This window comes from Oceanimonas aquatica (genome assembly GCF_030732065.1).
Lineage (GTDB): Bacteria > Pseudomonadota > Gammaproteobacteria > Enterobacterales > Aeromonadaceae > Oceanimonas.
The window spans coordinates 393,068-406,328 of sequence record NZ_JAVBHX010000001.1 but is presented as its reverse complement, the minus strand read 5'-3'; the positions used below and the strand labels follow the sequence as shown (position 1 = coordinate 406,328).

At 60.4% G+C, this 13,261-nt stretch carries 11 protein-coding genes; 4 read left to right on the top strand and 7 right to left on the bottom strand.

Annotated features, from left to right (window positions below; genetic code table 11):
• Positions 1–8: 8 nt before the first annotated feature.
• Both Q9290_RS01885 and Q9290_RS01880 read right to left on the bottom strand, forming a co-directional pair.
• On the bottom strand, positions 9–311 hold the full coding sequence (locus Q9290_RS01885) for an urease subunit gamma (RefSeq protein ID WP_306077933.1): 303 nt from the start codon (positions 309–311) through the stop codon (positions 9–11).
• 24 nt (positions 312–335) lie between these two features.
• A complete protein-coding gene (locus tag Q9290_RS01880) occupies positions 336–1,181 on the bottom strand; it encodes an urease accessory protein UreD (RefSeq protein ID WP_306077932.1) in 846 nt (281 codons plus the stop codon).
• A gap of 394 nt (positions 1,182–1,575) precedes the next feature.
• On the opposite strand from Q9290_RS01880, the gene Q9290_RS01875 reads away from it, so the two are divergent.
• The 4 genes from Q9290_RS01875 to torD are packed head-to-tail and all read left to right on the top strand — an operon-like array spanning position 1,576 to position 6,131.
• Positions 1,576–1,743, top strand: coding sequence for a periplasmic nitrate reductase, NapE protein (locus Q9290_RS01875; RefSeq protein WP_306077931.1), 168 nt, complete (start codon positions 1,576–1,578; stop codon positions 1,741–1,743).
• 45 nt (positions 1,744–1,788) lie between these two features.
• Entirely contained in the window at positions 1,789–2,976 is a 1,188-nt protein-coding gene (torC, locus tag Q9290_RS01870; protein WP_306077930.1) for a pentaheme c-type cytochrome TorC, read from the top strand.
• A 12-nt stretch (positions 2,977–2,988) separates the two neighbouring features.
• Entirely contained in the window at positions 2,989–5,457 is a 2,469-nt protein-coding gene (torA, locus tag Q9290_RS01865; protein WP_306077929.1) for a trimethylamine-N-oxide reductase TorA, read from the top strand.
• Complete coding sequence (torD, locus tag Q9290_RS01860; protein WP_306077928.1) at positions 5,457–6,131, top strand: molecular chaperone TorD; 675 nt, start codon at positions 5,457–5,459, stop codon at positions 6,129–6,131. Before torA ends, torD begins: the two co-directional genes overlap by 1 nt.
• 118 nt (positions 6,132–6,249) lie before the next feature.
• Here torD and Q9290_RS01855 read toward each other — a convergent pair whose 3' ends face one another.
• From Q9290_RS01855 to Q9290_RS01835, 5 genes are all read right to left on the bottom strand, one after another.
• A complete protein-coding gene (locus Q9290_RS01855; RefSeq protein ID WP_306077927.1) occupies positions 6,250–7,605 on the bottom strand; it encodes a cytosine permease in 1,356 nt (451 codons plus the stop codon).
• Positions 7,606–8,000: 395 nt separating this feature from the next.
• On the bottom strand, positions 8,001–9,452 hold the full coding sequence (locus tag Q9290_RS01850; RefSeq protein WP_306077926.1) for a bifunctional 2-methylcitrate dehydratase/aconitate hydratase: 1,452 nt from the start codon (positions 9,450–9,452) through the stop codon (positions 8,001–8,003).
• Positions 9,453–9,497: 45 nt separating this feature from the next.
• On the bottom strand, positions 9,498–10,610 hold the full coding sequence (gene prpC / locus Q9290_RS01845) for a bifunctional 2-methylcitrate synthase/citrate synthase (RefSeq protein WP_306077925.1): 1,113 nt from the start codon (positions 10,608–10,610) through the stop codon (positions 9,498–9,500).
• Between the two features lie 145 nt (positions 10,611–10,755).
• The gene (locus Q9290_RS01840) at positions 10,756–12,660 is read right to left on the bottom strand and encodes a putative bifunctional diguanylate cyclase/phosphodiesterase (protein ID WP_306077924.1); all 1,905 of its coding nucleotides are present in this window, start codon (positions 12,658–12,660) and stop codon (positions 10,756–10,758) included.
• Positions 12,657–13,196 carry a putative pterin-binding protein gene (locus tag Q9290_RS01835; RefSeq protein ID WP_306077923.1) on the bottom strand — a complete coding sequence of 180 codons (540 nt, stop codon included), beginning with the start codon at positions 13,194–13,196 and terminating at the stop codon, positions 12,657–12,659. The genes Q9290_RS01840 and Q9290_RS01835 overlap by 4 nt, the downstream gene beginning before the upstream one ends.
• Between the last annotated feature and the right edge of the window lie 65 nt (positions 13,197–13,261).

The following is a 13,261-nucleotide window of genomic DNA, read 5'->3' as shown; positions in this document are numbered from 1 at the left end:
TTGTCTCCTTACTGAATGGGATCATGCAATGTCACCAGTTTGGTGCCGTCGGGAAAGGTGGCTTCCACCTGTACCTCGTGCACCAGCTCGGGCACGCCGTCCATCACCTGCTCCCGGGTAAGCCAGGTGCGGCCCTTGCCCATCAACTCGGCCACGGTGCGGCCGTCCCGGGCCCCTTCCATCACCGCCGCCGACAGATAGGCCACCGCTTCCGGGTAGTTAAGCCGCAGGCCCCGGGCCAGCCGGCGCTCGGCCAGCAGGGCGGCGGTAAACAGCAACAGCTTGTCTTTTTCTCTTGGGCTGAGCTCCATCGTGCATACTCCAGTAACAATGATTCAGGTAAACCAGATCCGGGGGAAACAGGCCGGGCGTCCCAGCACGGCCGGGCGAACAAGCTCCCAGGCTCGCCACATGCCGTCGCGGCAGGCGGTCATGTCGTTACCCAGGTAACGCACCAGCAGCACCCCCAGGCGCTCGGTCACGCTGAAGCCTGCGGCCAGCGTCTCACGCAGGGCTGTTATCAGTTCATCGTTCAACCCGGGGCCGGCCGCTACCAGGGTGCCGAACACACAGGAGCCATGCAGGCCGGCCCGGCTTTGATGCACCGCATCAACGGCATTCAGGTGTAATCGTTCGTTCAGCACCAGGCGCCCTGCCCGCCACAGTTGCAGCCGCTGAGTGAGGCTGCCTGCATCAAACCACTGCTCGCCGGCGGGACGGCCCAGGCACACCAGCTCCCAGCCGATAAAACGGGCGTTGTCGGCCAGCTCGATATGCAAATCGAGCCCGGCGTTGGCCCCCCGGTAGACGATGGTTTCCTGGGGCAGCCATTCCAGCTCGGCGCCCTCTTCCAGCCGCAGCTGCACCCGTTGTCCCTGGGCCACACCGGCGCTGTCCTGCCGGTACACCTTGCCCGCCGAAGGCGTGGTCAGCAGCCCCTGGCTGTGAGCCTGGACCTGTATCTCTATGCTCAAGCGGTCGCCCGACACCAGGCCACCGGGCGGATGCAACAGGTAGAGGTGGCAGAGCTTTCCTTCCGGGTAAAACGGACGCTGAATGCGCAACGGACCGCTGAACGCCATGTCCTTTACTTGCGTGCGCGTGGGGCCTTCGGCCAGTTGCAGGCTGAGGTGTGCGGGCCACTGCCGGGCCGGCCCGTAACCGGCAGACGAACGCGGCAAGCTTGCATGTCTTTGGTGCATAAGGTGGCTCGGACCATAATGAACAGGCTGATTGACAATTCTTTCTGCATTAACCGCGCCAAAATTCAAAAGCCTTTTAAAAACATATAATTGCGAACGATTGCTCGGTATTTAAACAACGTAAAACTGTTTCAAACAAAACCATTTCACCAAAATGGGACAAAGCCGTGTGCATCGGCACCAGCCCAGTGCAATATACTTTTTAAAAATAGCAGCCCTCGCTGGTCGGAAAGCAAGCATCTGATTTTCAAGGTCTTGGCGGGTTTGACGGGGATCAACTACACCTTGAACGTCAAGGCCTATACTCGAGACTGTCCTGGCAGTGGTTGTGGCTTGCCAATGAGTCCCTGCAAAAAGAAACAAGGTACCCACCATGAAAAATAAACCTATCGACGGTGCAACCAGCAAGGGGCGAGAGTGGTTGTCGCTGCTCTTTATGACCCTGGTGCTTTTTCCTCTGCTCAGCATTATCTGTGTTGGCGGTTACGGCTTTGCCGTGTGGATGCTTCAGCTGGTATTCGGGCCACCCGGGCACGGTTGATCCCACTTCTCTCTCTGAATTCCACCTTGTGAAGCGAGCAGCACCATGAAAACACTTATTTGCAAACTCTGGAAAACGCTCAAGCGTCCGCCGGTTCACCTCAGCCTGGGAGCCGTGGTTCTGGTGAGCTTTGTGGCCGGTATCATCTTCTGGGGCGGCTTCAACACCGCCCTGGAAGCCACCAACACCGAGCAGTTCTGTATCGGTTGTCACGAAATGCAGAACAACCCCTACGAGGAACTGCAGGGCACGGTGCACTGGTCGAACCGCTCCGGCGTGCGCGCCACCTGCCCCGACTGCCACGTACCTCATGACTGGACCGACAAGATTGCCCGCAAGATGCAGGCCAGCAAGGAAGTCTGGGGCAAGATCTTCGGCACCATCGACACTCGAGAAAAGTTCCTGGAAAAACGCCTGGAGCTGGCCCAGCACGAATGGGCGCGGTTCTCCGCCAATGGCTCGCTGGAATGCCGCAACTGCCACGACTACAACAGCATGAACTGGGAAGTGATGTCCGACGAGGCACGCCGCTTTATGAAGCCCGCCGCCGAACGCAACCAGAGCTGTATCGACTGCCATAAAGGCATTGCTCACCACCTGCCCGAGCAGATGACCTTCAAGGATCCGGCGCTCGACCAGCTGGAGCAGCGCGCGCAGGGGCTGAGCCCGGATGAAGGCAACAGCTATTACACCGTCAAGGCCATCACCCTGTACCTGGATGAAGAGCGCACTCAGCCCGCCGGCGAGCTGGAAGCGGCCAGCCCGGTGAAACTGCTAGAAGAAAGCGGCGACAGCGTCAAACTACTGGTGCCAGCATGGCGCAAGACCCGGGGCTTTGGCCGAGTGTTGTATGAAGACTTTGGCATGAACATCACCAGCCTGGTGCTGGAGAAGGAGTTCGCTCAGGACGAGACCCTGGTGAAACTGCTGGGTGACGCCAAGGTCGATGACATGACCGGTCTGCCCTGGGAGCCGGTGGAAGTGGCGCTGTGGGCCGAGCAAGGTGCCCTGCTGCCGGAAGCGGAAGACATCTGGAGCTATGCCCGGGATACCTACCGCACCGCCTGCAGCGTGTGCCACTCCCAGCCCGCAGAGGCGCATTTTGATGCCAACACCTGGCCGGGCATGTTCTCCGGTATGGTGGGCTTTACCAACATGGATGCCGCCACCCAGGCGCTGGTGCTCAAGTACCTGCAGAAACATTCGTCCGACTACACCGACGGCGCGCATTAAGGAGAGAACACAATGGCAATTTCAAGAAGACGTTTTCTTCAGGGGCTGGCGGCGGGCTCTGCCGCGGCCCTGATAGGCCCCGGTCTGCTGGTGCGCACCGCCGAGGCGGCAGTCACCGCCGAGGGCAGCTGGAAAATGGCCGGCTCCCACTGGGGGGCCTTCAAGGCCCTGGTAAAAGGCGGCGTGGTCACCGAGGTCAAACCCTTTGAACTGGATCAGCACCCCACCGACATGCTCAACGGCATCAAGGGGCTGATTTACAACCCGTCGCGCATTCGCTATCCCATGGTACGTCTCGACTGGCTCAAGCACCGCCACAACAGCGACACCAGCCAGCGCGGCGACAACCGCTTTGTGCGGGTCACCTGGGATGAAGCCCTGGACCTGTTCCATGAAGAGCTGGAGCGGGTGCAAACCCAGTACGGCCCTTGGGCACTGTATGCCGGCGCCACCGGCTGGCGCCAGACCGGCCAGTTTCACAGCTGCGGCAGCCACATGCAGCGGGGCGTCAATCTGCACGGCAACTTTGTCAGCAAGGTGGGCGACTACTCCACCGGTGCCGGCCAGGTGATTATGCCCTATGTGCTGGGCTCCACCGAAGTCTACGACCAAGGCACCTCCTGGCCGCTGATCCTGGAAAACACCAACACCCTGATTTTGTGGGCCAACGATCCGGTCAAGAACCTGCAGGTGGGCTGGAACTGCGAAACCCACCAGTCCTACGGCTACCTTGCGCAACTGAAGGAAAAAGTCGCCAAGGGCGAGATCAAGGTCATCTGCGTGGATCCGGTTCGCTCCAAAACCCGGCAATACCTGGAATGCGAGCACCAGTACATCAATCCGCAGACCGATGTGGCCTTTATGCTGGCCATTGCTCACACCCTGTACAGTGAAAAGCTGCACGACGAAAAATTCCTCGGCATTTATACCCTCGGGTTTGAGCCCTTTATGGACTATGTGCTGGGCAAGACCGAAGACAAGGTGGAAAAAACCCCGGAATGGGCCGCCGCCATCTGCGGCATTGAGGCCGACGCCATTCGCGACTTTGCCCGCCTGCTGGCCTCGGGGCGCACCCAGCTGATGTTTGGCTGGGCCATTCAGCGCCAGCAACATGGCGAGCAGCCCTACTGGGCCGGTGCCGTGGTGGCGGCCATGCTGGGGCAGATCGGCCTGCCCGGCGGCGGCATCAGCTATGCCCACCACTACAGCTCCATCGGTGTGCCCGGCACCAGTGCCAGCGCCCCGGGCGGCTTTCCCCGCAACCTGGATCCGGGGAAGAAGCCGGTGCACGACAACAACGACTTCAAGGGTGCCAGCCGCATTATTCCGGTGGCCCGCTGGATCGACTGCCTGCTGGAGCCGGGCGGCAAAATTCAGTATAACGGCGGCGAAGTCACCTTCCCCGACGTAAAAATGTGCGTGTTCAGCGGCTGCAACCCCTGGCATCACCACCAGGATCACAACCGCATGAAGCAGGCGTTTCGCAAGCTGGAAACCGTGGTCACCATCGATTATTCCTGGAACGCCACCTGCCGGTTCTCGGATCTGGTACTGCCGGCCTGTACCCAGTTTGAACGCAACGACATCGACATTTACGGCTCCTACGTCAAGCGTGGCCTGCTGGCCATGCACAAGCTGGTGGATCCGCTGTTTCATTCCCGCAGCGACTTCGACATTTTCACCGAGCTGTGCCGCCGCTATGGCCGCCACGAGGAATACACTCAAGGCAAGGACGAACGCCAGTGGCTGGAGCAGCTTTACAACGAATGTAAAGACGCCAACAAGGACAGCTATCCCATGCCCGAATTCGACGAGTTCTGGGAAGCCGGCTACGTGGACTTTGGTGAGGGTGAAAACTGGGTGCGTCACGCCGATTTCCGAGAAGACCCGGAAGTGAACGCCGTGGGCACCCCCTCGGGCTTTATCGAGATCAGCAGCCGCAAAATCGGCAGCTACGGCTACGACGACTGCAAGTCTCACCCCATGTGGATGGAAAAGGCCGAGCGCTCCCACGGTGGTCCGGGCTCCGACAAGCACCCGCTGTGGCTGCAGTCGGTGCACCCGGATCAGCGCCTGCACTCCCAGATGTGCGAGTCGGATGAATACCGCGCCACCTATGCGGTGCAAGGCCGGGAGCCCATTTACATCAACCCCGATGACGCCGCCGCCCGCGGCATTGCCGACGGCGATCTGGTGCGGGTATTCAACGGCCGGGGCCAACTGCTGGCCGGCGCCCGGGTCTCGGACCTCTTCCCGCCGGGCGTGGTGCGCATTCATGAAGGCGCCTGGTACGGCCCGGTAGACGCCAGCATAGGCGCGCTGGACACTTACGGCGACCCCAATACCCTGACGCTGGACGTGGGCAGTTCCAAACTGGCGCAGGCGCCCAGTGCCAACACCTGCCTGGTGGAGATCGAGAAATTTACCGGCGAGGCGCCGGCAGTCACTTCCTTTGGCGGCCCGCAACTGGTGGAGATTTAATGACACAAGCAAACCAGGCAGGCACCGGCCTGCCACTGACCCACGAACACTGGCAACGGCAGGCCCTGCTGTGCCAGTGGCTGGCCACCCTGATGAGCAAAGAGCTGGACGACGCCACACTGCAAGCCTACCAGGCCGGTGACGCCGCTCCCCTGCTTGACTGGCTGGCCGAAGACGGCCTGAGTGACGAGGCCGACGCCCTGCGCTCGGCCATTGCCGGCCTGGCCCTGTTTGAACACCCCCGGCTGGAGCTGGCGGCGGACTTCGCCACCCTGTTTTTAAGCGATGCCCGCCACAGCGCCGCGCCCTATGCCTCCTGTTACCTCACCGAGCGCGGCGGCTTTATGGCAGAGCCGGCCCAGCGCATGGCACAGCGGCTGGCGAACGCCGGCGTGACCCTGCCCGACGACTTTAAAGAGCCGGCCGATCATCTGGCGGTGATGCTCGACTATCTCGCCGGCGGCTACCGCCAGCTCGCCGAGCTCAGCGGCCCGGCACAGGCCACCGCGCTGGCCGGCCTTACCCAGTTTCTGCGCGAAGAGCTGTGCAACTGGCTGCCCGCCTTCAGCCACCGCTGCCAGCGGCAGCCCACCGCCAGTCCCTTCTACCCCGGCCTCGCCCGTCTTGTTGTCGGCTTTTGCCAGCAACGGCTGACAGAAGCAAGCGCCGAGTAATCCACTACCCTTCAGTTCCAGGCCCGGCGCCAGCCGGGCCTGCTGCTCACCCTTTGCCAGCAACAAAAAAAAGGCCCCGCAGAGCGGGGCCAAAAGCACACGATTAACGATGAAATTCTCAGGATTCGGCGGCCACCTCAGGCAGCTCGGCCGGTTTGGCGATGGGCTTCATCAGCAGGGTATAGCCCACCACACTGATCACCAGGCCCACGAAGAAGGCCATGTCCATAAAGATCAGGCTGCACACGAAGGACACGCCGTAGACCAGGAAGGCACGCAGGTTGTAGTTGTTCTGGTAAACAAAGGGGCCCTTGGGGTCATAGAAGTCTTCAACCCGAATGCGGCCACGGCGCAGCAGGTAGAAGTCGGCCAGCATGATGCCCGCCACCGGACCCAGCAGGCCGGAGGTGACCACACTGAACCACAGCAGGTTGTCGGCAAACAACCAGGGCATCATCAGCAGGCCAATGATTCCGGAGATGGACACCCCCTGAGCAAAGCTCATGCGCGGGAACACGTTCATCAGGATCAGTGCCGACGGCATCAGGTTGGCCACGGTATTGGTGGACCACTGGGCAAAGGCGATGGTCAGCATGCTCAGGATCAGCACTATGGGTGAACTCATGGAGTTAAGCACGATTTCAATGGGGTCCCAGGTGCCGGTGAGAATGCCACCGATCATGCCCACCATCAGAATGCCGGAGCCAATGATGATCAGGCCGGCCAGCTGAGCGATAAAGGGCTTGCGGTTGCGCACGAAGAAGTTCTTGCTGCTGTGATCCCGTGAAGCTTCCAGCTTGCGGGTCAGATCCGGGCTGTTCAGGCCCATGGTGATCCAGATACCGGCAATGGCCATCACTGCAAATACGAAAGAGCCGTTGTCCAGAGAAGGCGCAGCCAGCACATCACCGATGGTGGCATTGTTGGTTTCCAGCAGCCAGAAGGTCACCAGACCGATCAGAATGGTCAGGGCCGGAATGGCGACCCAGTCGAACTTGGCCATGGCCTTCATGCCGTAAATGGCATTCACCACCTGCAGTACCCCGAAGATCAGGATAAGAATGGTGGTATTGGTATAGCCCACCCACATTTCCAGCACCTTGCCAATGGCTACCGCCGCCACCCAGGTCTGGAAACCGAACCAGAAACAGGCCGGAATGGCCCGGAAGGCGGCGGGGATCTTGGCGCCCTTGTAGCCAAAGCACCCACGAATGTAGACGGTAAAGGGAATGCCATAGCGAATGCCGATGTCACCGGCCAGGATCAGAATGCTGGTCACGATGGCGTAGGCCGCCAGAATGGCACCGATAATGGTCCAGGGCGACAGGCCCGGGTAAAGCTGGGCACCCATGGTAAAGGCACCCATGTTGATGGTCATGCCCGCCCAGAGCATGGTGAAATCCCAGATGTTGATATCTCTGTCCTTCTCGGTGGACGGCATCAACTCGGGGTTGTTCATTTCATGTACAGCCATTGGCCACTCCCTGTTAACTGCTTAATAAAGGATGTTGCGAACCCCGAACAATCTTGTAAATGATTAACCAAGGTCAGGTCGACAAATTAACACCACAATCGTTAACAATATAAAGGATTCTTTGTCTACAGGACAAAAGTGTGAGACCGCTCACATTTAGACCAAAGACGTACAGGAAAACCACTGCAGCAGGCGGAACAAGGCACAGAATCGTGCCTATCAGGGATGGCCAACAACCCAACGTCAACAATACAGAAAATAAAATGTTAACGATAACACTCGATGCAAGGTAGGTTAGCTCTTTCAGCCATTCGCAAAACCGCCTCCTCTGCCTCGGATCTGCCTGGCATTTATGGCTTACGAGCATGGATAACGAAGCGGCACTAGCGCCGAGCTCAGTTGATCACCAACAGCTCCATAAAGTCGTTCACCGCCATGGCTTCTAGCCGGCTCTGCTCCTGACAGAGCTCAAAAATATGCCGGCAACGCCCCTCGGGAAAACGGGTTTGCAGGTTGTGCAGAAACTTCTGCTCCAGCACCGGAATACCGTCATGACGGCGGCGGCGGTGACCAAGGGGGTAATGCACTTCCACCTTGCCGGTATGACTGCCGTCGTTAAAGAACACTCGAATGGCGTTGGCAATGGCGCGCTTGTCCGCTTCCAGGTAGTCGGCGCTGTAACCGGCGTCCTCCGTCACCGTCATTTTTGCCCGCAGCGCATCGATGCGCCCGTCGCTCTGGTGAAAGGCGTCTTCGTAATGCTCGGCGGTGAGGGTGCCGTACAGCAGCGCAACTGCCACCATGTATTGCAGGCAGTGATCCCGGTCCGCCGGGTTGGCCAGCGGCCCGGTTTTGGAAATGATGCGAATGGCCGACTCGTGGGTGGTGAGTTCAATGCGATCAATGTCATCAAGCCGGTCCATAAGCTGCGGGTGTAATTGCACCGCGCATTCCACCGCGGTCTGAGCATGAAACTCGGCGGGATAGCTCAGTTTGAACAACACGTTTTCCATCACGTAGCTGTCAAGCGGCTGGCTCAGGCGTATCGGTTTATCCTCAAACAGCACATGTTGAAAGCCCCACTTGGGGTCGCTCAATACCGACGGCAACCCCATCTCGCCCTTCATGGTGATCATGGCCAGCCGCACCGCCCGGGCGCTGGCATCGCCGGCGGCCCAGGATTTGCGCGAGCCGGCATTCGGGGCGTGGCGATAGGCGCGCAGCGCGCCACCGTCGGCCCAGGCCTGAGACAGGGCATCCACAATCTGTGCCCGGCCGCCTCCCAGCATTCGGGTCACCACGGCGGTGGAGGCCACCCGTACCAGCAACACATGATCCAGCCCCACCCGGTTAAAGCTGTGGTTCAGCGCCAGTACGCCCTGTATTTCGTGAGCCTTGATCATGGCGGTGAGCACCTCTCCCATGGTGACCGGCGCCCTGCCCTCGGCCACCGCCACCCGGCTGAGGTAATCGGCAGTGGCCAGAATGGCGCCCAGGTTGTCGGAGGGGTGTCCCCACTCGGCGGCCAGCCAGGTGTCATTGAAATCGAGCCAGCGGATCATGCAGCCGATGTTAAAGGCGGCGGTCACCGGATCCAGCTCGTGAGAGGTACCGGGCACGCGGGCACCGTGGCGCACTGTGGTGCCCGGCACCACAGGCCCAAGGTGCTTGGTGCACTCGGGAAAACGCAGCGCCTGCAGGCCACAGCCCAGGGTATCCATCAGACAATGGCGGGCGGTGCGCCGCGCTTCCGGGCTGCCGCTGTGAAAGCCGGTCACGTAATCGGCAATGTGCACCAGCAGCTCATCGGGCGCCGGCCGCAGGTTGATATCCTCATTGCTGCTCATGATCCACTCCTGTCCTCATTCCCTATTCCCTAACCCCTGACATGATTACCGCTTATCGATCGGCACCCAGTCCCGGTGTCCCGAGCCTACATAATCGGCACGAGGACGAATAATGCGGTTATGAGCCCGTTGCTCCATGATGTGAGCGGTCCAGCCGGTCACCCGGCTGAGCACAAAGATGGGCGTAAACAATCGGGTGGGAATACCCATAAAGTGGTAGGCACTGGCGTGATAGAAATCGGCGTTGGCAAACAGCTTTTTCTCCCGCCACATCACCTCTTCCACCCGCTTTGACACCGGAAACAGCACCCGGTCGCCTACCGCCTCCCCCAGTTTTCTGGCCCAGTCCCTGATGATGGCATTGCGGGGATCCTTCATGGTGTAGACGGCATGGCCAAACCCCATCACCTTTTCCTTACGGGCCAGCATGTCCAGCAGCGCCGCTTCGGCCTCGTCGGGACCGGGCCATTGTGCCAGCATGGCCATGGCCGCCTCATTGGCACCGCCGTGCAGGGGACCGCGCAGGGTACCGATAGCGGCAGTCACCGCCGAATGCAGATCGGTCAGGGTGGAGGCGCACACGCGGCCGGCAAAAGTGGAGGCGTTGAATTCGTGCTCGGCATACAACACCAGCGAGCACTGCATCACGGTCACATCCAGTGCATCAGGCGCACGGCCCCGCAGCATGTGCAGAAAGTGACCACCCAGGCTATCATCGTCGAGGGCCGTGTCGATGCGCTCGCCATCGTGGGTGTAGCGATACCAGTAGCAGATGATGGACGGCAGCAGCGCCAGCAGGCGCTCGGCGGCCTCCTGCTGCTCGCTGAAGCCCAGCTCGGTTTCCAGGTTGCCCAGCATGGAGCAGCCGGTGCGCAGCACGTCCATGGGATGGGCCGAGGCCGGAATCTGCTCCAGCACGGTGCGCAGGGCCGCCGGCAGGCCCCGGTTGGCACGCAGCCGGGCCTTGAAGGCGTTTAACTCCCCCTGGTTGGGCAAGTGGCCCTTCAGCAGCAAAAAAGCCACCTCCTCAAACTCGGCGTGAGCAGCCAGCTCGGCAACATCATAGCCCCGGTAACTCAGGCTGGAGCCGGTTTTGTCTACGGTACTGAGGGCGGTCTGACCGGCGCTCTGGCCTCGCAGTCCTTCGGTATTGGTCATCGGGTTCTCCTCGGCTGGCACGCTAACGTGATTAACTCAACACTAGCAGGAGTTTTAACCGGAAGAGAGACAGAGAGCGGCGTGAGGCCGCGGGCAGAGGAATGTCCGGGCTGGCCATGCCCGCATGGGCGAAAGACGCGGTGGTTTAACCGGCGGGAGTAAAATGCTGCAGATCCTGCTGCAGCCAGTCGGCCACCTGATCGGCGAGTAGCGGCCGGGCCAGCAGGTAACCCTGACCCAGCTGGCAACCCAGTTCAAGCAGGCGCTGCTGCTGCTCGGGCAGTTCAATGCCTTCGGCAGTCACTTCCATGTCGAGGCTTTCCGCCAGCTTGATAATGGTGTGCACCAGATCGGCGGCACGCTGGTCGGTGGTGAGATCGGACACAAAGGACTTGTCGATCTTGAGCTTGTTCACCGGCAGCTGGCGCAGGTGGCTGAACGAGGAATAGCCGGTGCCAAAGTCGTCGAGGGCAATTTCCACGCCCAGCTGACGCAACCGGGTCAGATTCTCAAGGGAGCCGGCGGTATCCCACAGACTGGTGTCTTCGGTGATCTCCAGTACCAGGCCGCTGGCGGGCAGGCCGGTACGCTGCAACACCGCCTTCACCGTGCTGCCCAGCTCGCCGCTCATAAAGATTTCCGGGCTGATGTTCACGTTCACCTTGAGCCAGCCATGGCCCTGCTGATGCCAGTTTTTCAGTTGCCGGCAGGCCGTGAACAAAACCCACTGGTTCAGCTGGTGGGCCAGGCCGTGATGCTCGGCCACGGCGATGATCTCCAGCGGGCTGATATGGCCATGCTCGACAGAATGCCAGCGCAGCAGGGCCTCAAGGGATTCAATATTTCCGCCATCAAGGCGGAAAATGGGCTGATACACCAGGCTCAGTTCGTCATTTTCAATGGCCAGCTGCAGCGCCACCGCCAGTTTCTGGCTGCGCAGCCGGCGCTCGTCCATGCCCGGCTCAAACACCCGGGCGGAAAACTTGGGATCGTGCTTGGCGTAATACATGGCGGTATCGGCATGGCTGAGCAGCTCGGCCATGGTCACACCATGCTCCGGATAGAAACTGGTGCCGATGCTGGCCTGGGGCGACAGACAGCCGTCGGGCAGCCGAATTTCCGCGGCCAGGGTTTTCAGCAATATTTCGCTCAGCCCCTCGGCCTTGTCGCGCTGGTCAAAGGGCTGGATCACCACGAATTCGTCGCCGCCCAGCCGGGCCACGTGCCCCTGCCCTTGCAGTGCCACGCCAAGCCGCGACGCCACTACCTTGAGCACCCGGTCGCCCACATCGTGCCCCAGGCTGTCGTTGATGGACTTGAACCCGTTGAGATCCACCATGTGGACCGCCAGATTGCGCTGGTCACGCTGGGCGCGGTTCAGGGACTGCTCCATCAGCTGGTAAAAATTCATGCGGTTGGGCAGGCCGGTGAGCATGTCGTGATAGGCCAGGTAACGGTTACGCCGGTTCTCTCTGAGCAACAGCCACAACATCAGGCCGCCGCTTATCAGCAGGCCGCCCAGATAAATGGTGGAACGCAGGCGAATGTCGCCGATGATGTCGAGCTGCTGCCAGACGCTGCCGCCGGAAAAACTGTCCACGTTCAGCTCCCGGGCCTGCTGCCGGTAGGGCGCCAGCGTCTTTTTCAGCGCCACAATGGCGGCCCGGTCGCCGGCACTCAGCTGATAGACGTCTGACTCCCACTGCTGCAGCTGCTGGCGAAACTCCAGCAGCAAGGACTTCACCCCGGGCTGTTCACGCATGGGGCGGTTTTCTTCCCCTTCCAGCAGGGTGTCGATGCGACTCCATAACAGTTCAAAACGCAGCTGAACATGGTCTTCATCCCGTGTGCCCGCCGCCAATGCAGTCAGAGCATGATCGAACTTGAGCACTTCCATTTCCAGCTCGGAGCTGGCCCAGCCCACCGCCTTGATGGTGGCCGACACATAACGCACTACGTCGAGATCGCGGTTATAGCTGTACAGCGAGCTGGCGCTGAACAGCAGGGCGGCAATGGTGAGAAGCGCCAGTTTGGCGGACTTTATGGTCACTGAATGTCCAGAGACTTGAGCTGCCACACCAGCATTTCATGAAAACGCTTGGTGTTGTAACGGTTGTTGTCAGACAGGGGCAGCATCAGCCAGATCGGCCCCTTGTCGCGAATTTTCATGGTTTGACCATCCAGGTGAGTCACCAGCAGAAACGGCGTGCGTTTCACCAGTTGCATGTCGATATCATGATGGTAGTCATTCAGCGCCACCAGGCGCACTGTTTTTCCCTCGGCGCCCACATGCTCCAGCAAACCGCTCAGCGCCACGCCACGGAAATGGTGCTCGCCGTCGGTCCAGGGCGTGTCGGTGGTGAATTCCTGCTGCGGCAGCTGTTCCAGCATGGCCAGATCAAAGCGGGCGTCGCTGCCGCGATTGGTGTGCTGAATGTTGCCGGTGATGGTGAGGATCACCCGCCCCTCGGGTGAAGGCAGTTCGCCGGATGCCCTGGCTGGCAGCCCAATCAGCAACAGCATCAGGCCCAGAATGCCAGCCCAGGCCGAAGTACGGACCAGGCCAAAGCCGGTTGTAATACGCATGAGTGGTTCCCTTGAACAATTGCAGACTCAAAAGAGTATAGTCTGCCCCTTACTTCTTTTGCATC

What these genes read in the sequence shown, in the direction of transcription:
- torC (WP_306077930.1), top strand. Translation starts at nt 1,789, where the DNA reads ATGAAAACACTTATTTGCAAACTCTGGAAAACGCTCAAGCGTCCGCCG.
- Q9290_RS01850 (WP_306077926.1), bottom strand. Translation starts at nt 9,452, where the DNA reads ATGAGCAGCAATGAGGATATCAACCTGCGGCCGGCGCCCGATGAGCTG.
- Q9290_RS01835 (WP_306077923.1), bottom strand. Translation starts at nt 13,196, where the DNA reads ATGCGTATTACAACCGGCTTTGGCCTGGTCCGTACTTCGGCCTGGGCT.
- torD (WP_306077928.1), top strand. Translation starts at nt 5,457, where the DNA reads ATGACACAAGCAAACCAGGCAGGCACCGGCCTGCCACTGACCCACGAA.
- Q9290_RS01875 (WP_306077931.1), top strand. Translation starts at nt 1,576, where the DNA reads ATGAAAAATAAACCTATCGACGGTGCAACCAGCAAGGGGCGAGAGTGG.
- prpC (WP_306077925.1), bottom strand. Translation starts at nt 10,610, where the DNA reads ATGACCAATACCGAAGGACTGCGAGGCCAGAGCGCCGGTCAGACCGCC.
- Q9290_RS01885 (WP_306077933.1), bottom strand. Translation starts at nt 311, where the DNA reads ATGGAGCTCAGCCCAAGAGAAAAAGACAAGCTGTTGCTGTTTACCGCC.
- Q9290_RS01855 (WP_306077927.1), bottom strand. Translation starts at nt 7,605, where the DNA reads ATGGCTGTACATGAAATGAACAACCCCGAGTTGATGCCGTCCACCGAG.
- torA (WP_306077929.1), top strand. Translation starts at nt 2,989, where the DNA reads ATGGCAATTTCAAGAAGACGTTTTCTTCAGGGGCTGGCGGCGGGCTCT.